This is a genomic window from Novosphingobium sp. BL-A-28-Hi1-0D (assembly GCF_055521755.1).
Window position 1 is genome coordinate 919,484 of record NZ_CM145502.1, and the last position, 19,995, is coordinate 939,478.

The window sequence follows — 19,995 nt, forward strand, 5'->3', positions numbered from 1 at the left end:
AGTTGCACAAGGACTTACACATTCTCGTCTCTACTCTCGAACGTAGGCGACGTTGGTGTTTGGGTTCGCATAGCTGGGAATGGCTAATGTCTCATCGGGTTAAGGCAAGCGAAGGTATAATCTGGCTGTTCGACAAGGTGCGCATCGAGAAGCGCGGTGACTACTGGCACTTTCGGATGTGGCTCGTCGGCGAGCGAAAATACGTTCGGGAATCGTTGAAAACGCGCGATCTTGAGACGGCAAAAAGTCGTGCAGAAGAACGCTACATTCAGCTTCGTGCGGAACAGATGGTCGGGAAAAAGTATTTCTCGATCACGGTCGAAGATGGCGTGAAGCTCTATCTCGCAGACAAGCAAAAACTGGTCGATCTGGGCACGATCACGAAAGGTCGGCTTGGCACGATCACGACACATCTCAATCACTGGCTTGATTACAAGAAGCGTGACACGCGGCTGAAGGAGTTGGATCGCAGCGCAGCGGAAGGGTATTTCGCTTATCGGATGAAGCACGGGAAACGCGGTGCATCTCACACGACGCTGGCGAACGAGCAATCGACCATCAACTCGATGATGGCCTTTCTTTTCAAAAAGAAAGAAGCTGTCGTTGAAGCCTTCGATTTCCCCAAGCTCAACAAGTATGAAATCGATAACGAGGCGGTCAGGCGAGCTACGCTCAGCAATGACGAGTATAACGCTCTGACCACTGCGATGCGAAACTACATTGATCCATCAAAAAACCATATCGATCCTAATGAGATGCTGATCCGTCAGATCATGCGCGAATATATTCTCATTGCAGCGAACGCGGGGCTTCGGACTGGAGAGCAGCAGCAATTAAGATGGGCGGACGTGAAGACGTTCATGCACAAGCGCGTCGGTGATACTGAAGCAAAGCACTATGCGGAAATCTTTGTTCGCAAAGCGACGAGCAAGGTCAGGAAAGATCGCAAAATTATAGCGCGCGGCGGATTTTATTTTACTCGTCTCAAAGAACTTTTGAAGCCCAAGAGCGACCTGGATTTAATCTTCAGCATTGACGGCAAAACGCGGCTGACGAATCGCACTGTGGCTTATCATTTTGACAAGCTCGCAACGATGGCTGGGATCACTGATCGCAAAGAGCGGAAGATCGTTCCTTACAGCTTGCGGCACTTCATGATCACGCAGCGCGTCATGGCAGGCTTGTCATTTCAGCAGGTCGCGGAAATGTGCGGCACGAGTGAGACGGAAATCAACAAGACATACTATCATCTGAACGATGATCGCAGGCTTTCGAACGCTGTCGCTGACTACAAGCGCAAAGCTGACGGAACGATTGTCCCTGTCTAAATTTAATCTGTGGATTTTTGCAATTCACGCTAAAAACTGCAATGAACTTGAAGCAATGAACTTGAATTGGCGCAGATTTTTAATCTGCAAGTCTCATGAATGGGTGCCTTATGAAAAATAAATATGATGAACTAAAAGAGTTACCTTCGCTCATTTTCGAGTTCTATGCTTACGGCGCGATGAGCGCTATATTCGGTCTTTCTATATTTTTAGCACACACATTAGCCATAACAATAATACTAATTCCATTTCATTTCATAATTGGCAACGACAATCCGCAATCCTCAGTTGGCTTGATTGATCACTTATATGACTGGTTCTTCAGCAGCAAATTGTGTTGGGCATTCTTGGCAGTCTGCATCGGGATTGGTGGGCAAAAGGTCGAAAGACAGAGACGAGCGGTGAAGTGATAAATACACTCAGAAAGGGTGTATCACATGGACGCACGAGAGGAATTCAAACGCTGGCTGGCACTGCTACTAGACACGGCAGACGAGGCTGAGAGCAAGACGATCAAAATGGATGCTGACATGCTGCTGGCTGCGGCATCGGAGCTGACAGGGAAATTGGCGGCGAAGAATGCTGCGCTGGCGAAGCAGATTCGTCCACGATCAGCCAAACCGCCGAAGGCTTCGTCTCAGAACGTTCCTCAGAAGAAAAAGACCCCTGACAGCACTGCTACTACCCCAGATGCTCATGCTGGCGCTGCTGGAAGCTCGCAGGGCATTTCTCGGATCCAACAGGGCATCATGCGGGCTGAGCCATCGTTGAGATCGCAGGGGCAAGCGCTGCGTCAGAAGGCATATGGGGCGGGCACTGACGAGAACGATTTTCGTCGGGCTGCGAAGGCAATTGCATCGTGAAGGCGCAGCTTCGAGAATCGCTCTACGACCTATATGAGATTGGGGGCTTGGAACTGGCGCGGCAGGGCGCAAACGGAATCATGAATGAGACGATGTTCTATATGGAAGATCCTAGTCTAAACTCGAACGATCACGAGGCATTTCGGGATTGTGCCATCAGGATGGGGCTCGATAATTGAGTGCGTCTGGGCTCGAACTTAGTTCAAGAGCATAGCCGTAACAGCCATGTGCATAATGAAATTCGTCTAATAAATATTATACTTGCATCGCCCCCAGCCAGCATTTTAATTGTGACAAAATGCGTCACTTTCATTAGGTTCGATAGGCGCTATACGTCTATTCTCGCAGAGCGCGAGCAGTGTTTTCACCAATTTTGGAAGTCGCCACCCAATATTGCGATGCTGGAGAGAAAATAATGCAAACCATAAAGATCGCCTTTGCGGCCGTCGCTGCAATGGCTTTTGCTTACAGCAATTCAGCAATTGCACAAAATGTTAGTCCATACTATAATCAGCCATTTCCTTATCAAGACCAGATAAATTTCCAAGAATATACTGATGGAACGTATACTAGCTATTTGGGATCTCCGACAGATGGAAACTGGTTTGGACAAAATTTTTCTAATACAAATACGTCTGGCGTAAACCATTTCGCAGGTAGTAGCGCGGAACACGTAGTGTTTGGCAACGGCACATATGGAATCGCATATTTTTATAGAGCTTGGAACACACTTTCAGGAGAGACGTGGTCAGATAATAAAATGCAATATGTTGGAGCAGTCTACCTTCCAGAAGACTGGGAAACTTCAGCAATGTACAATAATCTTGATGATTCTTGGTTTAAGAGTCAGCGACTTTCTGGATTTACTTATTGGCTGGACAGTTGGCTCGGGCCACAGCGTCAACTTAACAATAATACAAATACACAAGTTTCCGTTCCAGAAATAGATGGATCGAAAATTCCGATGGCTGCATTTTTATTCATGACTTATATCCTTTACGTTAGATCGAGAAGAAGCTCTATCCTTTATTAACTTTTTGCGATGATTTGACGTTCAAAATTTGTTCACCGCGTTCGCCAACTGATCGTCAGACACGTCGCAGTACAATGCCGTTGTCTGAATGTTAGCATGACCAAGCAGATGCTGAATCGTTCGCATCCCAATGCCGAGCGCGTTCTTCTGACTTGCAAACGTGCGCCTGCCCGCGTGACTTGATGTGCTGATTCCAGCAGCGAGATAGATCGCCTTGATCCTCAAGCTCAGCGACACGTTGCTGAAATGTCCTCCAGTGCGAGTGCTCCGAATGAGAGCCTTGCTGCCATCGAGTTCGCTGATTGTAGCGAGATAGCTGGTCAGCAATTTGCGCAGCTCGTCGCTGACAAAGACCCTCCGTGCACGATTTCCCTTCGTCTGATGCTTCGTGAGATGAATGACGCTGACTGCCCTGCCATCAAGATCCCGAACGTCCCCGATCGTGAGCTTGCTGATCTCACCGACGCGCATACCAGCCAGGATGCTGAGTGACAGCGCGACACGATCACGAAGACCGTTTCTGCCTGTGCCAGCGATCCTCATGACACGCTTGATTTCGTCCTTGCTGAGAACCTTTGCCTTTGCCATTTTTCCTGCGTCCGATTAACATTTCCTATGAGAGAAATATAAATTAATCAGATGGTTGGTCCTACCGAAATCGTATTTTTCATAAATCGAGCAAGGCCAATGACCTGTTTGATTTTCACAAACTTCTTGTCATTTCTTAATATATCTTTTGGACAGCATGAAGACTTGCGCTCAGAATACCGAGAGCAATGTCTTCTCCATGAGACGCACGATTTCACCGCAGCATGGCTGTCTGGTTAGTTTGCGTTGCGTCTGATGTATCGCTGCTCAGCCCGTGCGAGATGCATGTCGTAAGCAGTCGTCGCATCTGAGATGTGCTGGAAGCGATCTGCTGCTGATCGCAGATCGATCAGCGCACTGTCACGCATTTTTGGTTGATACTCGGTGTGCGTCAGCTTGTCGTTGAAGCCGTCCATTGCGCCATCATGATCTTCGTGAAGCAGATACCATGAAGCTCGTTCGCTGCTGAAGATTGGCAGAATCTCATTTTGCTCAGCTATCGCAGCGCCAGCGTGCTCCATGCCAACCCAAAGTGCATTCAATAGTATGCAGAATTCCTTCGCATCCCCGACTGCCCGAGCCAGAAAGTGCGAGTGAAAATTGTCGCCGTTGCTACCTGTGTGCGTGTAGACAAACCGCGCGAGACGCTGCTGCTGATTGCGTGACTGCCCATAACAGATACGATCTACCTTGCCCCAAAAACGAGACCATCGTCGTTGAGCTTCGTCGATGCCAACTTTACGTCCTGTTGCGAAGTTTAGAGTGCCACATACATCCCAGTCATATGAAGAAGTCCATTTCGCCCAGCCTTTTCGCAATAAGTAATTTTCTGTCATCTTTACGAATCCGATAAATAAAGTGATAAGTTCACTTGATTTATTTATCATTGGAGGTGCGGTGAGATGAGAAAAGATACATTAAATGATGTTTTTATTTTTCTTGAAAGTAAGGGAATTACGTCAACGGAGAGTGAATTCAGTGAGCATTGGCTGGGCGCTTCTGAGAGCTATATTCGCAAGCTGCGTTCAGCAGGATCAGAGCCCAGTCTGGGAGCTGTCGCTGTCTGCGCAAGTCGTTTGATGAACGCTGCGGAGCAGTTGCGATCGGTACCGCACTATCAGAATCTTGCAGAGCAGTTCATTGCCATGAGTGGCAAGTGCCGTGCTTTGGTTGATGCTGACAGTGTAGAGTTTGAGGTGATCGCGTAGGCGCTTGACATGCGAGATGGGCTTGGTTGGCTTGGTTTGCTTGGTGGGATGGCAATGACGGTAAAAGACGACGCTGCGACTGGTGAAGCTCAATGATCTGTTGGGTCGATTGAGGCGTGGAGAAATCGTGCAGAATCGAGAGCATAGCACCTGGCTGACCCTGTGCGTCGAAAGCGTCGCCAACGCGCAGTACTTCAATCTCACAGGCGCGCGGGTCAGCGTAGAAGCTAAGCGCAATGGCTGAGTGGTGGCGTACGCTGTGGCGTAATCTGTCAATCACGGTAACAAGCCACTTCCGATCTACGTCCTAGCGCAAGCCTTGCCTTTTTCGTCGCCGTCGCTCCTGAGTACGCGCTTCTATTATAAGACAGCGTATTTTCGGGCATCTTGACCGTCGACCGATTTGTTTTCTGCGCTCGAACCTGCACAAATACTACGTTTCCTGGCAGTATGTTATAGATCGTAGATTCTATGCCATTCTGGCTGGCGCGCATTAGGGATGGATTGCATGATTTTGGGCTGGTAGCTTGCACACGGCGTTTGAGCAGATTGGGGGTTGGGGAGAATGATGGACGATACTGGAATCGGCGTGGCGCCAACTTTAAGAACTATAAAAGAGGAAATGAGGCTAGCTATAGCTTGTGAGTGGGTAATTCCAGGAAGGTTTTGTAATGAAATTGAAAAGAGTGGGCCCATAGTGGACTCGATGGCGCTTGAGCCTTTTAGGGGCACTCAGATTAGTAAAGAAATAACGAAATCGTCACCCGAATTCTATAAAATCAAGAATGCTATAGCTGAGAAGTATATTTCTCAAGGGTTTGTCGATATTGCAAAACGTGCAGAAAAGCAGGTTTCTAAGAATTACGTTTGCAATCTACTAAAAAAGTATAACATCACATTAGAGGAATTTAATGTTATTCCTGAGAGCAATTACGTTCCTTATACAAGCTATATGCGAGAATATGATGAACGCAGTTATATGAAGAAAATAAAAGAGAATATTATTTCGTTTTTGTGGTTTGCAATTCCGATTACACTATGCCTACTTATTGTTTTGAGGATTTCTGACTGGGCTAGTGACGTTGATGGTCGCTCAGATGAAGAAAAGCGATTGGACCAAATTTGCGCTGCAAATGGCCATTCTGGATGCTCTAAAACTGCCCGAGAGATAAAGCGCATATCAGAGCAAGATGACTGAGAATGTTGGCATCCCCCTCGATCCCATCAGCGTCCCAAGAGCGATTACTAGTCGCAGTTTCGAGAGTCAGAGTGGTGGCGTAGCGGGGATGGTGGATAGCAGGCGGCAGTGCAAGATTCGCGCTGTGGAAGCTGAGATTGAGCGCATTCAGAATCCGCCAACGGAATCGTCGGACGCTGATATCGCTGAGAAATTGCGGCTGCTGAAGGACAGGATGAGGAAAAGGTAGGAATATCATAGTGATGGATTCAGAATCGTGTTCTCGAAACGGAGGACACAATGGCGATTATCGCTTCTCTCAAGCTGGTCGAGTTTCGGCCAGAGACAGCACAAGGGCGCATCTTCGTGCGTCGTCGCAAGCTGGCCGACAAGATCGATCAGCAGATCAAACTAGTAACTGATGCAGCATATGCTCCCACGAAGATCGTCGCTGTTACTGACAGTGATGGCAATCAGCAGCGGCGAGAGGTCGCCAAGCGGGTCAAGCGTTGGTGGGTGACGAACAGCGATGGTTCGGCGCAGCTAACTGTTCGCTATGGCAGCAAGCCAATCGAGCTTGCGAAGGGCAAGAATGCTATCGCTTGCTCGGATGTTTCGGAGATTGCATCGATCTTGACGCAGGTGAAGGATGCGGTCTTGAATGGTGAACTCGATACTGCACTCGAAGGTGTCACGGTTGCTGGTCGAAAGGCAAAGCGATCATAGGAATCGCGAGCTTTGTGCAAGTTGATGAGTGACACATTGTGTATCTACGACACAAAGGTCCAAAGACTTAGATAAGTCTATGAAAACGTGGAATAAAGATCGCTTTCACAGAGTTGCACAAAGCTACTCTTCTATCTCTAAGGCACTGAAATGTAATGGAAAATACTTCGGGTTGCTATCGAGTGGGAGTAAGCGTCCGCGCCGCCACTGCGGCTGACCGTGAAGCCACGGTCGCGCTGTGGGAAGCTGCCGGACTGACGCGCCCGTGGAACGATCCACGCGCCGATTTCGATCTCGCGCTGGCAACGCCGACGTCCACAGTGCTGCTGGCGGACGATGACGGAGCATTGATCGGCAGCGTGACGGTCGGATTCGACGGGCATCGCGGCTGGGTCTATTACCTCGCCACCATGCCTGACCGGCGCGGGCACGGCATCGGCCGCAGGCTGATGAACTCCGCCGAAGACTGGCTCAAGGCGCGCGGCAGCCCCAAGATCCAGCTGATGGTGCGCGGCGACAACGCCGTGGCGCGGGGGTTCTACGCGGCACTGGGGTATGAAGTTCAGGACGTGGTGACGTTGGGCAAGCGCTTTCAGGCACCTTGACCAAGCCCCTTGGCCAAGGCATCTTCAAGCCATGACCATCCACGTCAACATCGGCAAGGCCAAGTCCAACCTCTCCAAGCTCATCGCGGCATCGCTGCGCGGGGAAGAGGTGGTCATCGACCATGACGGCGTACCGCAGGTCCGGCTTACCCCGGTTGCCAAGCTTGACGAAGCGGACCGCGCAGAGCGACGCCGGAAGATCGACGAGATTCTGGCGCGCGCTGATGCCCTTCCCCGGAAGGAGGGTCCGTGGGAACTCGAATGGGATGAGAATGGCTTGCCTGTATGATGGCCGTCGATACGTCGGCCTTGATTGCAATCCTGTTCGGTGAATCTGAGCGCGAGCACTTCCAGACAATCCTCGACTCTGCTCCGGCCGCAGTGATGAGCGCAGCCACACTCGTTGAAGCTAGAATTGTTACCCGGCGCATGGCAGGCGACCCCATGGTCGATTTGCTGCACGCCCTGATTGAGCGAGCGGGCATTCAGATCGAGCCGGTAACCGAAGCGGACTCTGCAATCGCCCACGAAGCCTTCCTGAAATACGGCAAGGGCAACGGCCATCCGGCGCAGCTGAATTTCGGCGATCTGTTCAGCTATGCTCTGGCCAAGGCGCGCGGCCTGCCGCTGCTGTTCAAGGGCAATGATTTCGCGGCGACGGACATCACGCCCGCAGCAAATTAGAGCGGTTTCCACCCATTCTGGTTCACCGTGATTGCGCCGGGAAGGTCACTGGGGAGGCGCGGTGTGCAGCAGGGGCTTGTTGCCCCTGCAAGCGCGGCAACGCTGCCAGTGGCCTTCCCGGCCCAACCGCTTTGCGGCGGGCCTGATTTGGTCCATTGCTGCGTCGGCAGGCCTTGAGATATCGACATATCCCTGCGGCCTGCCTCCTTGCACTGAACCAAATCAGGCTCCGTCCCGGCGAACCAGAATGGGTGGAAACCGCTCTAAACCGCCACGAACTTCCCCGCCGCGCGGTCCTTGCGGACTTTCAGCCCGTCAAACACCTGCCCGCTCATCGCGATCCACACGCCCGGCGCGGCGACTTGCGTGGTGGCAAACGCCATGCCGAGGTTGAAGGGGGCGTCGGTCTCGGCAAAACGGGCGGGAGATAGCGCGCCGGTCAGGACAATGGTCTTGCCCGCAATCGTGCTCAGCACTTTGGCGGTGTCGGTCATCGTATCGGTGCCATGGGTGATCACGACATGCCGCTCCGGGGCCTCGCGCACGGCGGCGGCGACCAGGTCGCGGTCGGCGTCGGTCAGTTCGAGGCTGTCCTTGCGCATCAGTTCCATCACCCGAAACGGCAGCGCCACGCGGGCCTGCGCGATCAGCGCGGGGATGCCGCTCTCGACGATCTGGTATTCGCTGAGCGCGTCAAAATAGGCCTTGTCGATAGTGCCGCCGGTAGTCAGCACGAGGATCGGTTCTTGTTGCATGGCAAAGCTTTAGCGGACTGGCCGAACCGCGCATAGAGCCAGTGACCAGAAGGGGTCAGTGTCCGGGAGGTGGCGGCGGCGGGGGCGCGGAGCCGGTGGTCTGGCTTGGCAGCGACTGCCCGCCCGGCATGCTCCCGCCACCTGGCACCCCGCCACCAAACGCCCAGCCCTGCTGCGGCGCTGGCGGGCCCATCAGCCCGCGCGGGTTGGGACGCGGCGAAGGATCGGACGTTGGCCCGGCGGATTCCCGCGGCGCTGGAGGGACGGTTGCGGCCAGCTGAGTTTCCGGCGCTGCAGATGGGGCCGCAGTAGGCGCAGGTTCGGACGGTGAAGTGACGGCAGATGCCCCCTCCGCAGGCGCACGGGAATGCGCTGCAGGAGCTGCTGCCAGCCGGGTCTCGGGCGTGGCAGCAGGGGCCGCCTGTACCGGTGCAGGCGCGTTCTGGCGCTGGGCGATCATCGGTGCGGGAGCGGACGTCGGGGCGACCTGCTGGCCCGATTGGCCGATCAGCACCACGGCGGCAACCGTTGCAGCGATCGCGGCAAAGCCTCCTGCGAGGAGGCCGTGGCGAGCCCTCACCGGCCGTGACGCTGCGACAGGCGTGGCGGGAGCAGTCTGGAACGGAATGACCTTGGCTGAGGTGCGCGGCGCAGCCTCTAGCGGCTCGACCGGCCCCTCTGCGGGAAGCTGTGGCAGCGCCGTCGCCTGCGCCACGATCCGCGCGGTCAGGCCCGGAGGCAACGCCGGGCGGGGAGCACGAGCCAGCGCGGCATCGAGCGCCGCTTCGGCCTGTGCGGGCGAGGCTGGAACCCTGCGCCCCATCAGCCTTGCGCCTCGAGATCGGCGCACGACACATCGCGTGCCTCAAGCAGCGTGCGCATCTGCCGGCGCGCTCTGAACAACAGCGATTCCATTGCCTTGATATTGAGATCAAGCACCTGCGCTGCAAGGGCGTTTGAAAATCCCTCATAATAACAGAGCACTAGCGCAGCCCGATAACGCTCTGGCAGGTCCGCCAGCGCAGCCGCCACAGCCTCTGACGCCTGATCCGCCTCGATTCGCCGATCCGCGAGGGGAGACTCGTCGGCGGGATCGGGCAGCATTTCGACCGTGACCACGCGAAAGCGGCGCTTGCGATCAAAGCACAGGTTCATGGTCACTCGGTGCAGCCAGCCGACGAGGCCCGCCCCGCTCGGACTCCAGCGCGGCGCGTTCTGCCACAATCGCGCAAAGCAGTCCTGCACGACGTCCTCGGCCTCTGCCGCATCGGACAGCATGCGCATCGCCACACGGTAGAGCGCGGGAGAATGCCGGTCGACGAGGATGGTGAAGGCCTCGACCGATCCGCGCGCGACTTCGCGCATCAGCGCTGCATCGTCGAGCGCTTCGCGATGAATCGGATCTGTCGCCGCGACCAGGCTGTCATCAGCCGGGACCGCTTCCGGACGCACGTCGCCGTAAAACGTCACGATTACCTGCCGTTTCGCACCATTGCCCCTGCACACGGACTGCGCCGGGACCGTGCCTGACTGCCGGTTTCCGGGTGAACGCCAGATTTACGGCAAACAACCAGAAACCTTTTCATAGGTTTTTCACGCAGGTTGCGAAGGGTTGCTGCGCGATCCCCGTTAGACGCTGCGGAGGCGAACGGCTTTGCGGCCAAGAGTCCTCCGACCTGTCGACCGGACAGCGGGGCGCCCCTCGTCGTCCGGGCACTGGACCCGCGCCGACCGCACCCCGGCGCGGGTCATCTTTCTGGAATTCATGAGGGGTTTATGGACCGTCTTCGCAGCACCACCATCCTGTCGACGCTGACCGGAGCGTCCATCGCTCTCGCGTTCATGGCCCCGCAGGCCGCGCTTGCCGATACCACCGTCAGCACCAGCACGACCACGCCGCTCAAGACTTCGACTGCTGGAAACGTCACGATCGCAAGCGGTGGCACGATCAAGCTCGATAGCGGCGGAACTGCCGTCACGGTCGATTCGAACAACACCGCGACGGTGGCTTCGGGCGGCACGATCACCAACACCGGCGGCAAGGACAACGATGCCGGCATCGTGATTCAGGCGGGCAGCAACACCACCGTCACCAACGGTGGCACCATCACTGTGTCCGAAAGCTTCAACGGCGCGGATACCGACAGCAACGGCACTGTCGATGGCCCGATCGCTTCGGCCAGCAACCGTTACGGCATTCTCGTAGGCGCAGGCGCGACCACAACTGCGACGATCAAGAACACCGGTACGATCAATGTCGAGGGCCTGAACTCGGGCGGCATCGTCGCCAAATCGAATATCACCGGCAGCATCTCGAACACCGGCACGATCAAGGTGCTGGGCGACAACAGCGTCGGCATCGGTACCAAGGGCGTCTCGGGCAACGTGACGGTGGAAGGCACGGTCGCAGTGGTCGGCGCAGGCGCGCAGGGCCTCGTCGTCGGCGGCGACGTGGGCGGTTCGGTCCGCATCCAGGGCGCGATCTCGCAAAGCTCGAGCTACACCAACGATGCCGGCGCGTCGAAGGCGCTCTCACGCACCGACTTGCGCACCGGCAAGGCCGCTGTCGAGATCAACGGCAGCGTGGCAGGCGGCATTCTGCTTGATGCGGCCCCTTACGACCTCGACAGCACCAAGAGCGACGAGGACAACGACGGTGTCGCCGACTCCTCGGAAGTGACGGGCTCGATCAGCTCGGTCGGCAACAGCCCCGCGCTGCTCGTCGGCGGCGTGAACGACATCGTCATCGGCAAGGTCAAGGGCCGCGACGGCGAGTTCTCGCTAGCACTCGATGGCGGCATCACGGCCAGTTCGGTGTACAGCAAGACCGATGCCTATGCCGTCGTGATCGGCGGCAAGGGCGGCGCGGTTTCGATGGCCAACGGCATCGGCGTATCGGGCACGATCACGGCTACGTCGGTTGACCAGAAGGCCGTCGGCATCCTTATCAACGAGGGTTCGACCGTGCCCACCCTGTCGAACAGCGGCTCGATCAAGGCGGTCCTGTCTTCGCCCGGCGAAGGCGCGGCCTATGCCATCCAGGACAAGTCGGGCACGCTTACCACGCTCAATAACACGGGCTTCATCGCGGTCACGGGATCGAGCGGCGACGATCTGCGCGCCATCGACCTCACCGCCAACACCACTGGCGTGACGATCAAGCAGTACCTCAACGCCATCGACAAGAAGGCGCAGGACGCAGAGAAGGCGGCGAGCGGGTACAACCCGAACAACCCGACGATCTACACCTCGATCACCGGCAACATCCACACCGGCAGCGGCAATGACGTGCTCGATGTCGCCTCGGGCCGGATCTACGGCAACAGCTTCCTCGGCGCGGGCAACGATTCGGTCCTGCTTTCTGGTGACAGCGGCTACATCGGCAACATCGATTTCGGCAGCGGCACCGCAACCATGGCGATGAGCGACAGCGCGTTCTTCGTCGGCAAGCTGGATCTGGCCGGCAACGCTGGCACGCTCACGCTCGGCGGCAGTTCGACCTTCGCAGGCACACTCGCCAATGCGGGCCAACTGGACGTCACCGTCAACGGCGGCAAATTCGGCGCGAGCAGCGCAACGACGCTCTCGTTCGACAGCCTGACGGTCAACTCGGGCGGTGCACTCAATGTCTATATCGACGGCACCACCGGCACCGCATCGAAGATCAACGTCAACACCGCGACGTTCGCCAGCGGATCGAAGGTCACGGCCACGATCTCCTCGCTCGACAAGGCGGTGGGCAACTATACGATCCTCACCGCGGGAACGCTGACCGGTTCGCCGGTGTTCGATGCCACGAACACCAAGCTGCCGGTGCTGTTCAACGGCGCGATCAGCCGGGTCGGCGAAACGCTGGTGCTGGCAGTCACCCGCAAGACCGCCGCGCAGCTCGGGCTCAGCGCACCGCTGACCGCCGCCTATGACGCGATCTACGCGCAGGGCACCGAGTTCAGCAATCTGGGCACGAGCTTCCTGCAGGTGGACGACGAGGCCGCACTGCAGGGCCAGTTCAACCAGCTCCTGCCGGATTATGCCGGCGGCGTGTTCGATTTCGTCACCCGTTCGGGCCGCATCGGCTCGCGCCACCTGATGGACGACAGCTCGATCTTCGACATCAGCGATGTGGGTGGCTGGCTCGAGCCGATCTACTTCCGCGGCACCAAGGACCAGACCGGCACCGCCGCGTTCAAGGTCAAGGGCTGGGGCCTTTCGGCAGGTCTCGAGCGCAATATCGGCGCAGGCTATGCGGGCCTGTCGTTCCTCTACACCAAGGGCGATATCGCAACGTCGAACTACCAGAAGACCGATGCCAGCAACTACGAACTCGGGCTGTTCTGGCGCCTCGCGTCCGGACCGCTCTATGCCTACGCCAAGGCATCGGTCGGGCGCGTCTCACTCGATTCCACGCGCCTGTTCACGGGCGAAGTCAGCAGCGCCGCGCTATCCTACAGCGCCAATGGTCGGTGGAAGGGCTGGACCGTCGGCGGTCAGGGCGGTGTGTCGTACAAGGCCAATCTCGGCGGCAATCTCTCGCTCAAACCGATGGCCAAGTTCGACTACTACCGCCTGAGCGAAAAGGGCTTCACCGAAAGCGGCGACGAGGAAATCGCGCTGACCGTGGCCAAGCGCACTTCCGACCTGCTCACCGGCACCGGCAGCCTGACCGCATCGTGGAGCGCGGGCGAAGTCAACCGTGACGAGCGCCCGCTGACTCTCGAACTCGAAGGCGGCTACCGCTCGCGCCTGGCCGGAAAGCTTGGCGATACGGTGGCCAATTTCACGGACGGCGACCAGTTCCGTCTTGTGGCCGACCGCATGAAGTCCGGCTGGACCGGCGAAGCTCGCGTGCTGCTCGGCGGGATGGACTACACCTGGCAGGTTGCAGGTGGGGCCGAGCAGATCCAGGGCGGCGTCGACTATTCGATCCGCGCCTCGCTCAGCGTCGCGTTCTGATCGGGCAGGCGGGACTGGTCAGCTGACCGGTCCCGCCCCGGCCGCAGGCGTTTCGATGCACACCAGCGGCGGTTCGCCTGCCGGAGTGCGATAGCCTTCAAGGACCGCGTCGCGCATTGCCCCGACGCGGTCCTTGCGCATCAGGCCCACGACCGCGCCGCCAAAGCCGCCACCGGTCTGCCGCGCGCCGCCTTCCTCGCCGATGGCCGCGTTCATCAGGTCAGCCAGCGAATCGGTTGCCGGCACGGTGATGCCGAAGTCATCGCCTTGCGAGACATGGCTCTCGCGCATCAGCGCGCCCATCCGCACCAGATCGCCGGACTCAAGCGCTTGTGCCGCATCGAGCGTGCGGCGGTTCTCCGTCACCACATGGCGGGCGCGGCGGAAAGTGTTCTCCTCCATGCGCCCACGCGCAGCTTCAAGCATGGCCTCGTCGGCATCGCGCAGGGCCGGCACACCCAGCACCCGCGCCGCGGATTCGCATTCCTCGCGACGGCGGTTGTATTCGCCATCGACCAGCCCGCGCACCACGCCCGACTGCACGATCATCACCACGGCATCATCGGGCATCGCGATCTGGCGCAGCGCGAGCGTGCGGCAATCGATCAGCAGCGCATGGCCAAGCGTGGTCGCCGCCGAGGCGATCTGGTCAAGGTTGCCACACCGCACGCCAACAAAATCGCATTCGGCACGCTGGGCGAGCAGCGCGAGTTGCACTGCATCCAGCGTCTCCCCCACCGCTTCGAGGATCACCCGCGCAATCGCCACTTCCAGTGAGGCCGAGGACGACAGGCCGGTACCCTTGGCAATCGACCCGGCGATGGCAAGCTCACCGGTGGGCACGACAATCCCTGCCTGCCGCAACTGATCCACCACCCCGCGCACATAGTCGCGCCAACCGCCGCTGCTGTGCGAAGGCGCAACGGGATCGAAACTGTCGCTCTCGCCGAAATCGAGTGCCGCCACGCGCAATGCCTCGCCGCCCGGACGGAACCCGACGCGGGTTTCCTGGCCGATGGCGATGGGCATGGCAAAGCCGTCGTTGTAGTCGGTGTGCTCGCCGATCAGGTTGACCCGCCCCGGTGCGCGGACGACCAACGCTGGTTCTCCCCCGAACGCTTCGGCAAAGCCGCCAAGCAACCGTTCGCCAAGATCGCTCATGCCGCAATCTCCACCGCGCGCAACCGGGCCGCCGCCGTCTCGGGCGTAAGGTCGCGCTGGCTTTCGGCGAACATCTCGAAGCCGACCATGAACTTGCGCACCGTGGCCGAGCGCAGCAGCGGCGGATTGAAGTGCGCGTGGAGCCGCCAGCTGTGCGGATCGGCGCTGCCGCCGGGGCACTGGTGCCAGCCCATCGAATAGGGAAAGCTGGTCTGGAACAGCCCGTCATAACGACGCGTCACCCGGCGCAGGATGTCGGCCAGCGCATCGCGGGCCGCGTCCGACAGCTGCTCGATCCGCCCCACATCGTCGCGCGCGATCAGCAGGATCTCGAACGGCCAGACCGCCCACCACGGCACCACCGCCAGCCAGTGCTCATTGGCCTCAACCACGCGTTCGCCCGCAGCCAGTTCGCGCTCCGCCACTTCGTCCAGCAGCACCCGGCCGCGGCTGGCCCGCCACGCCGCCTGCTCGCGATCCTCGTCGGCAACTTCGCTCGGCACGAAGTCGCTCGCCCAGATCTGGCCGTGGGGATGCGGGCTCGAACAGCCCATCATCGCGCCCTTGTTCTCGAACACCGCCACGTTGGCAAAGCGCGTGGCAAGGCTGGCGCTCTCCTGCGCCCAGCAGTCCACCAGACTGCGGATCGCGGGCAGGTCCATGTCCGGCATGGTCTTCGAATGGTCCGGCGAATAGCAGATCACCCGCGCGGTGCCGCGCGCCTCTGCCATGCGGAACACCGGGTCGTTGCCCTGCGGTGCCGGGTTGTCGGGCATCAGCGCGGGGAAATCGTTGTCAAAGGCGAATGCGCCCGGATAGTCGGGATTACGCTCCCCACTGGTGCGGGCATTGCCGGGGCAGAGGTAGCACGAAGGATCATAGGACGGCCCTTGCGCCGCAACCACTTCGCCCGTCTCGCCCTGCCACGGCCGCTTGGCGCGGTGCGGCGAGACCAGCACCCACTTTCCATTGAGCAGGTTCTGGCGACGATGCGGATGATCGTCGGGCACGAACTGGGACATGTCAGGGCCTCTCCGTGGCACGTTATTGCAATCGATTGCCAACTCCTAACATGCCATGAAACCCGACGCACGGCGAATTCGATTTCGTGGTTCAGGTCAGGGCGTTGGCCCCAGACTATTGGATCGGGCAATCGCACCCAGCACTGCCGCGCTCGGCTTGGCCTTGCGCTCGAATGTGACCGGGTCGAAGCTGGCAAGCCCGAACTTGGGCCGGAAGCCAAAGATCCATTCAAAGTTGTCGACCAGCGACCAGTGGCAATAGCCGATCACAGGCACGCCATCGTCCATCGCCTGCTTCAGACCTGCCAAGGCTGGCGGAATGAAGGCTGCGCGCACCGCGTCGTCATCGGTGCCCACGCCATGTTCGGACACCAGCACCGGCTTGCCGGTGGCCGCATGGGCATAGCGCACCGCGCCACCAAGCGAGCCCGGCCAGACCTCGCTCCCCGACCAGTTGCGCACGCTGCCTTCGGGTGCGGGGAGCTTGCCCTTGTCGCCCCACAGCGCGCGTTCGTAGTTCTGCACGCCGATGAAGTCGTCGGCCTTGGCGAGTTCGAGCCATGGCCCGTAGAGTTCGCCCCGCATCCGGTCACGGATCGACTTCTTGCCCACCGCCAGATCGTCCATCATGGCGAGCGAGACGCCCACCGGCAGGTCGGCCCGCACCGCCTTGATCGCAGCGCGCCCGGCCTTGTGCGCGGCGAGCAGGCCGGTCTGGAGATCGTCGAGGTCTTCAAACCCTGCCACGTTGCCGCAGACGAAGCGCGTCACGCCCAAGCGCTTGGCCGCTGTCTCCAGCGTCAGCTTCTGGATGTCCCACACGGGCTTGGGCAGCAGGGCCTTCAGCAGCAGCAGGATGTTCGGCTCGTTCAGCGTGATCGCACTGTGCATCTGCGCGCCCATCGCCTGCGTGACGCGGGTGCAATACCGCGCGAACAGCTCGGCGCTTTCAGGATTGGTCCAGCCGCCCTGCGCACTGAACCACAAGGGCGCGCTGAAGTGGCTGTAGGTGACGACCGGGGCGAGGCCGCGTTCGCGGCATCCTTCGATAATCCGGCGGTAATGCCCCAGCATCGCCTCGCTGAACTGCCCCTTGGCCGGCTCGATCCGCGCCCATTCCACGCCGAAGCGATAGGTGTTGAGCCCGATGGCCTTGGCCAGATCAAGGTCGCGCTCCCACATCAGGAAGCTGTTGGCGGCATCGCCCGAAGGCTCCTGGAACACGGTGGGCTGCTGGTGTTCGAGATACCACAGGTCGGACGTCGTGTTGTTGCCCTCGATCTGGTGCGGCGCGGTCGATGCGCCCCACAGGAAGCCTTGCGGGAACGAGGGGCTGGCCAGCTTGCCCAGCGGCTTCTTCGCGGCAGACAGCGGCGCAGCAGCGGCGAGCGCAACGCCCCCGGCAATCACGGTACGACGATCGAACATGGTCTCTCCCCAAGGCTTTGCAGGAGGACCTACGACGGCCTCAACATAAGGTAAAATACCGGATTATCGCCCAGCCATTGCCGCAGGCTATAACTCGGCCAGAACCTCGAGCATGGCGCGGCCCAGCGGCGGCAGCCGGCGGTCGGCAAGGTGGCGCACGCCGACGCTGCGCTCGAACGTCGCCTCGGCAATGGCGATGGCGCGCAGCACACCGATGCTCAGCTCTGCAGCAGCGACCGTGCGCGGCAGCACGGTCACGCGGTCGCTATGCCGGACGATGGCCTTGGTGGTGAGCAGCGAATCGCAGCGGATCACGTTCTGCGGCACCGGCACGCCCGCGGCGAGGAACAGTGCATCGACCTGCCGCCGGAACGCGCCTTGCGCCTCTGGCAGGACCCACGGCAGCTCGGCCACGTCGCGCAGCGAGAGCGCATCGCCCAGCGCATCGTGCCGCCGCCCGACGATGAGCGAGAACGAATCCCGCGACGCCGTCACCTCGACAAGGTCCGCCGGGCACTCCTCGATCTCGGTGGTCACGAAAGCAAGGTCGATAGCGCCGGTACGCAGCAGGTCGGCCAGTTGCGGGTCCGGCCGCTCGATCACGCTCAGCGCGAAGGGCCCGACGCGTTCTTCCAGCCGCGCCACCGCCTGCGGCAGGAGACTGACCAGCGCACCCGGCGTTCCGCCGATCCGCAGCGGCCCCGCCACGTTGCGCGCGGCATGGTCCACCTCGACCGCCGCCGTCTCCAGCAGGCGCACCATCGCCTCGGCCCGATCGCGCAGCGCCTCACCCTCGCGCGTCAGCACGATGCCGCTGCGCGCGCGGGCAAAGAGCGTGACGCCAAGCCTTTGTTCCAGAAGCGCAATCGTGTTCGAGACGGAGGGCTGCGAAAGGTTCATCGCCCGCGCCGCCCCGCTGATCGATCCCGTCTCGCAAACCCGCCAGAAGGTCGCGACAGCGCGAGGATCGATGGGGAGGCGTGAAGGCTGGTCACTCATGTCGATACCTTACCGCGCAAGCATAGCGTCTGTCTATGTGACAGCCCTCCAAGCCGCCCGACAGGCCTTGTCACCCGCCTAACAACCATTGTCATCGGACATCCCCGGCCTCGCGCGATAGCTGAAACGCCATCATCCAGTCGCGAGGGGTACGATGGCGACCAAGCATCTTTTCCTGCAGGCCAGTGCCTGCGCCATGGCCGTGGCGGCAGCGCTTCCCGCGCCCGCGTTCGGCCAACAAGCCACCGGCGCCAACGAGGCCGAAGCCCGCTACACCACCCTCGCCGCGCAGGAACGCGCCAAGGCCGGAGACCCGGCGTTCGACTACGCCCTCGGCCTCGCCGCGTCCGATGCCGGGCACTATGGCGAAGCCATCATCGCCCTGCAGCGCGTCCTCGCCCGCCAGCCCGACAACGCCCCGGCCCGCGCCGAACTTGCCCGCGCCTATGCGCTTGCCGGAGACATCGACACCGCCCGTGCGCAGTTCGCCACCGTGGTCGACGATCCGACGATCCCCGACCCTGTGCGCCAGCGCTTCACCGGCTTCGTCCGCCAGTTCGACAAGCAGATCAAGGGAGGCGGTTCGGATGTGTCAGGGTTCGCTGAGGCCGCCTTCGGGCATGACAGCAACATCAACTCGGCCACCCAGCTGACCTCGATCACCATCCCGCTCTTCGCCGCGCTCGGTCCCGGCACGCTGGGCAACGGTGCGCGCGCGCAGAAGGACGAATTTTACGACCTGTCGGGCGGCGTCAGCGCGGTCAGCGCGATCTCGCGGCAGGACCGCGTGTTCGGCTCGCTGCTCGGCAATTTCCGCGACAATCTGGACAGCGCCGCCTTCGACCAGGCCAGCCTCACCGGCACCGCAGGCTTTGCCCACACGTTTGCCAACCGCGATGTGGCCTCGTTTTCGGGGCAGGTGCAGAAGTACTGGCTCGGCCACAGAGGCTTCCGCACCGCCTATGGCGCGATCGGCCAGTACACCCACATGCTGGACGGGGGCAAAGCCCTCTCCGCCTCCGTCCAGTACACCCGCTTCGACTACGACCGCGACCCCTTGCGCGATGCAGACCGCTTCGCCGTGGGCCTCGGCCTTGCTGCGCGGCAGTTCTCGGTCAACCTGATCGGCGGGCACGAGGAAACCCGCAAACAGGCAGGCGATGCCGAATCCAACACTTTCGCCGGAGCCAGCGCGGGCGCTGAAATCCAGATCGCACCCAAGGTCGCGGTCGTCGGCGGCATTGCCTTCGACTTGCGCCGCTATGACCGCGCCGACCTGCTGTTCATGCGCAAGCGCCATGACGAGCGCGTCGACCTGACCGCTGCGGTCAAGATCGCCGTCCTGCCGCGCCTGTTCCTCCAGCCCAAGGCGACATGGTCGCGCAACTGGTCGAACATCGCCCTTTACGATCACGAACGCTGGACCGTGCAGGCCGGCGCGCGCTTCGAATTCTGATCCGGGAGA

General features: G+C 59.8%; 21 protein-coding genes. 12 read left to right on the forward strand and 9 right to left on the reverse strand.

Annotated features, from left to right (window positions below; genetic code table 11):
- The first annotated feature begins 86 nt into the window (after positions 1 to 86).
- The 3 genes from ACZ1JW_RS04660 (at position 87) to ACZ1JW_RS04670 (ending at position 3,224) form a co-directional block, all read left to right on the forward strand.
- Entirely contained in the window at positions 87 to 1,328 is a 1,242-nt protein-coding gene (locus tag ACZ1JW_RS04660) for a tyrosine-type recombinase/integrase (RefSeq protein ID WP_465142120.1), read from the forward strand.
- A gap of 437 nt (positions 1,329 to 1,765) precedes the next feature.
- Positions 1,766 to 2,191, forward strand: a complete 426-nt coding sequence (locus tag ACZ1JW_RS04665) for a hypothetical protein (RefSeq protein ID WP_465142121.1) — start codon at positions 1,766 to 1,768, stop codon at positions 2,189 to 2,191.
- A gap of 358 nt (positions 2,192 to 2,549) precedes the next feature.
- A complete protein-coding gene (locus tag ACZ1JW_RS04670) occupies positions 2,550 to 3,224 on the forward strand; it encodes a hypothetical protein (RefSeq protein WP_465142122.1) in 675 nt (224 codons plus the stop codon).
- 21 nt (positions 3,225 to 3,245) lie between these two features.
- Here the strand turns inward: ACZ1JW_RS04670 and ACZ1JW_RS04675 are convergent, their stop codons facing one another.
- On the reverse strand, positions 3,246 to 3,812 hold the full coding sequence (locus ACZ1JW_RS04675) for a tyrosine-type recombinase/integrase (protein ID WP_465142123.1): 567 nt from the start codon (positions 3,810 to 3,812) through the stop codon (positions 3,246 to 3,248).
- A gap of 236 nt (positions 3,813 to 4,048) precedes the next feature.
- Positions 4,049 to 4,648, reverse strand: coding sequence for a hypothetical protein (locus tag ACZ1JW_RS04680; protein WP_465142124.1), 600 nt, complete (start codon positions 4,646 to 4,648; stop codon positions 4,049 to 4,051).
- A gap of 66 nt (positions 4,649 to 4,714) precedes the next feature.
- Between ACZ1JW_RS04680 and ACZ1JW_RS04685 the strand changes: the two genes are divergently transcribed.
- The 7 genes from ACZ1JW_RS04685 (at position 4,715) to ACZ1JW_RS04715 (ending at position 8,212) form a co-directional block, all read left to right on the forward strand.
- Positions 4,715 to 5,020 carry a DUF6626 family protein gene (locus ACZ1JW_RS04685; protein ID WP_465142125.1) on the forward strand — a complete coding sequence of 102 codons (306 nt, stop codon included), beginning with the start codon at positions 4,715 to 4,717 and terminating at the stop codon, positions 5,018 to 5,020.
- Positions 5,021 to 5,102: 82 nt separating this feature from the next.
- On the forward strand, positions 5,103 to 5,264 hold the full coding sequence (locus tag ACZ1JW_RS04690; protein ID WP_465142126.1) for a hypothetical protein: 162 nt from the start codon (positions 5,103 to 5,105) through the stop codon (positions 5,262 to 5,264).
- A 321-nt stretch (positions 5,265 to 5,585) separates the two neighbouring features.
- On the forward strand, positions 5,586 to 6,218 hold the full coding sequence (locus tag ACZ1JW_RS04695; RefSeq protein WP_465142127.1) for a hypothetical protein: 633 nt from the start codon (positions 5,586 to 5,588) through the stop codon (positions 6,216 to 6,218).
- 279 nt (positions 6,219 to 6,497) lie between these two features.
- Entirely contained in the window at positions 6,498 to 6,923 is a 426-nt protein-coding gene (locus ACZ1JW_RS04700; protein ID WP_465142128.1) for a DUF6641 family protein, read from the forward strand.
- A gap of 182 nt (positions 6,924 to 7,105) precedes the next feature.
- A complete protein-coding gene (locus ACZ1JW_RS04705) occupies positions 7,106 to 7,528 on the forward strand; it encodes a GNAT family acetyltransferase (protein ID WP_465142129.1) in 423 nt (140 codons plus the stop codon).
- A gap of 31 nt (positions 7,529 to 7,559) precedes the next feature.
- Positions 7,560 to 7,817: a type II toxin-antitoxin system Phd/YefM family antitoxin gene (locus tag ACZ1JW_RS04710; RefSeq protein ID WP_465142130.1), complete on the forward strand. Its 258-nt coding sequence runs from the start codon at positions 7,560 to 7,562 to the stop codon at positions 7,815 to 7,817.
- Positions 7,814 to 8,212 (forward strand): type II toxin-antitoxin system VapC family toxin, encoded by a 399-nt coding sequence (locus ACZ1JW_RS04715; RefSeq protein ID WP_465142131.1) that lies wholly within the window; start codon positions 7,814 to 7,816, stop codon positions 8,210 to 8,212. The genes ACZ1JW_RS04710 and ACZ1JW_RS04715 overlap by 4 nt, the downstream gene beginning before the upstream one ends.
- Positions 8,213 to 8,475: 263 nt before the next feature.
- Here the strand turns inward: ACZ1JW_RS04715 and ACZ1JW_RS04720 are convergent, their stop codons facing one another.
- The 3 genes from ACZ1JW_RS04720 to ACZ1JW_RS04730 are packed head-to-tail and all read right to left on the reverse strand — an operon-like array spanning position 8,476 to position 10,437.
- Positions 8,476 to 8,967: an asparaginase domain-containing protein gene (locus tag ACZ1JW_RS04720; protein WP_465142132.1), complete on the reverse strand. Its 492-nt coding sequence runs from the start codon at positions 8,965 to 8,967 to the stop codon at positions 8,476 to 8,478.
- Positions 8,968 to 9,022: 55 nt separating this feature from the next.
- Positions 9,023 to 9,790, reverse strand: a complete 768-nt coding sequence (locus tag ACZ1JW_RS04725; RefSeq protein WP_465142133.1) for a hypothetical protein — start codon at positions 9,788 to 9,790, stop codon at positions 9,023 to 9,025.
- Entirely contained in the window at positions 9,790 to 10,437 is a 648-nt protein-coding gene (locus tag ACZ1JW_RS04730; protein WP_465142134.1) for an RNA polymerase sigma factor, read from the reverse strand. The genes ACZ1JW_RS04725 and ACZ1JW_RS04730 overlap by 1 nt, the downstream gene beginning before the upstream one ends.
- Positions 10,438 to 10,743: 306 nt before the next feature.
- On the opposite strand from ACZ1JW_RS04730, the gene ACZ1JW_RS04735 reads away from it, so the two are divergent.
- The gene (locus ACZ1JW_RS04735; protein WP_465142135.1) at positions 10,744 to 13,920 is read left to right on the forward strand and encodes an autotransporter domain-containing protein; all 3,177 of its coding nucleotides are present in this window, start codon (positions 10,744 to 10,746) and stop codon (positions 13,918 to 13,920) included.
- Between the two features lie 18 nt (positions 13,921 to 13,938).
- On the opposite strand, the gene galK is transcribed toward ACZ1JW_RS04735, so the two are convergent.
- From galK to ACZ1JW_RS04755, 4 genes are all read right to left on the reverse strand, one after another.
- Positions 13,939 to 15,081 (reverse strand): galactokinase, encoded by a 1,143-nt coding sequence (gene galK / locus ACZ1JW_RS04740; protein WP_465142136.1) that lies wholly within the window; start codon positions 15,079 to 15,081, stop codon positions 13,939 to 13,941.
- The gene (locus tag ACZ1JW_RS04745) at positions 15,078 to 16,103 is read right to left on the reverse strand and encodes a UDP-glucose--hexose-1-phosphate uridylyltransferase (RefSeq protein ID WP_465142137.1); all 1,026 of its coding nucleotides are present in this window, start codon (positions 16,101 to 16,103) and stop codon (positions 15,078 to 15,080) included. Before ACZ1JW_RS04745 ends, galK begins: the two co-directional genes overlap by 4 nt.
- Positions 16,104 to 16,199: 96 nt before the next feature.
- Positions 16,200 to 17,531 carry a family 1 glycosylhydrolase gene (locus tag ACZ1JW_RS04750; RefSeq protein ID WP_465142138.1) on the reverse strand — a complete coding sequence of 444 codons (1,332 nt, stop codon included), beginning with the start codon at positions 17,529 to 17,531 and terminating at the stop codon, positions 16,200 to 16,202.
- 87 nt (positions 17,532 to 17,618) lie between these two features.
- The gene (locus ACZ1JW_RS04755; RefSeq protein ID WP_465124619.1) at positions 17,619 to 18,530 is read right to left on the reverse strand and encodes a LysR family transcriptional regulator; all 912 of its coding nucleotides are present in this window, start codon (positions 18,528 to 18,530) and stop codon (positions 17,619 to 17,621) included.
- 154 nt (positions 18,531 to 18,684) lie between these two features.
- Between ACZ1JW_RS04755 and ACZ1JW_RS04760 the strand changes: the two genes are divergently transcribed.
- Positions 18,685 to 19,986 carry a tetratricopeptide repeat protein gene (locus ACZ1JW_RS04760; protein WP_465142139.1) on the forward strand — a complete coding sequence of 434 codons (1,302 nt, stop codon included), beginning with the start codon at positions 18,685 to 18,687 and terminating at the stop codon, positions 19,984 to 19,986.
- Positions 19,987 to 19,995: the final 9 nt, after the last annotated feature.

Excerpts from the sequence above, each read along its gene's own strand:
- ACZ1JW_RS04660 (WP_465142120.1), top strand. The coding sequence starts at position 87 with ATGTCTCATCGGGTTAAGGCAAGCGAAGGTATAATCTGGCTGTTCGAC.
- ACZ1JW_RS04665 (WP_465142121.1), top strand. The coding sequence starts at position 1,766 with ATGGACGCACGAGAGGAATTCAAACGCTGGCTGGCACTGCTACTAGAC.
- ACZ1JW_RS04675 (WP_465142123.1), bottom strand. The coding sequence starts at position 3,812 with ATGGCAAAGGCAAAGGTTCTCAGCAAGGACGAAATCAAGCGTGTCATG.
- ACZ1JW_RS04680 (WP_465142124.1), bottom strand. The coding sequence starts at position 4,648 with ATGACAGAAAATTACTTATTGCGAAAAGGCTGGGCGAAATGGACTTCT.
- ACZ1JW_RS04685 (WP_465142125.1), top strand. The coding sequence starts at position 4,715 with ATGAGAAAAGATACATTAAATGATGTTTTTATTTTTCTTGAAAGTAAG.
- ACZ1JW_RS04695 (WP_465142127.1), top strand. The coding sequence starts at position 5,586 with ATGATGGACGATACTGGAATCGGCGTGGCGCCAACTTTAAGAACTATA.
- ACZ1JW_RS04700 (WP_465142128.1), top strand. The coding sequence starts at position 6,498 with ATGGCGATTATCGCTTCTCTCAAGCTGGTCGAGTTTCGGCCAGAGACA.
- ACZ1JW_RS04710 (WP_465142130.1), top strand. The coding sequence starts at position 7,560 with ATGACCATCCACGTCAACATCGGCAAGGCCAAGTCCAACCTCTCCAAG.
- ACZ1JW_RS04715 (WP_465142131.1), top strand. The coding sequence starts at position 7,814 with ATGATGGCCGTCGATACGTCGGCCTTGATTGCAATCCTGTTCGGTGAA.
- ACZ1JW_RS04720 (WP_465142132.1), bottom strand. The coding sequence starts at position 8,967 with ATGCAACAAGAACCGATCCTCGTGCTGACTACCGGCGGCACTATCGAC.
- ACZ1JW_RS04725 (WP_465142133.1), bottom strand. The coding sequence starts at position 9,790 with ATGGGGCGCAGGGTTCCAGCCTCGCCCGCACAGGCCGAAGCGGCGCTC.
- ACZ1JW_RS04735 (WP_465142135.1), top strand. The coding sequence starts at position 10,744 with ATGGACCGTCTTCGCAGCACCACCATCCTGTCGACGCTGACCGGAGCG.
- galK (WP_465142136.1), bottom strand. The coding sequence starts at position 15,081 with ATGAGCGATCTTGGCGAACGGTTGCTTGGCGGCTTTGCCGAAGCGTTC.
- ACZ1JW_RS04745 (WP_465142137.1), bottom strand. The coding sequence starts at position 16,103 with ATGTCCCAGTTCGTGCCCGACGATCATCCGCATCGTCGCCAGAACCTG.
- ACZ1JW_RS04750 (WP_465142138.1), bottom strand. The coding sequence starts at position 17,531 with ATGTTCGATCGTCGTACCGTGATTGCCGGGGGCGTTGCGCTCGCCGCT.
- ACZ1JW_RS04755 (WP_465124619.1), bottom strand. The coding sequence starts at position 18,530 with ATGAGTGACCAGCCTTCACGCCTCCCCATCGATCCTCGCGCTGTCGCG.
- ACZ1JW_RS04760 (WP_465142139.1), top strand. The coding sequence starts at position 18,685 with ATGGCGACCAAGCATCTTTTCCTGCAGGCCAGTGCCTGCGCCATGGCC.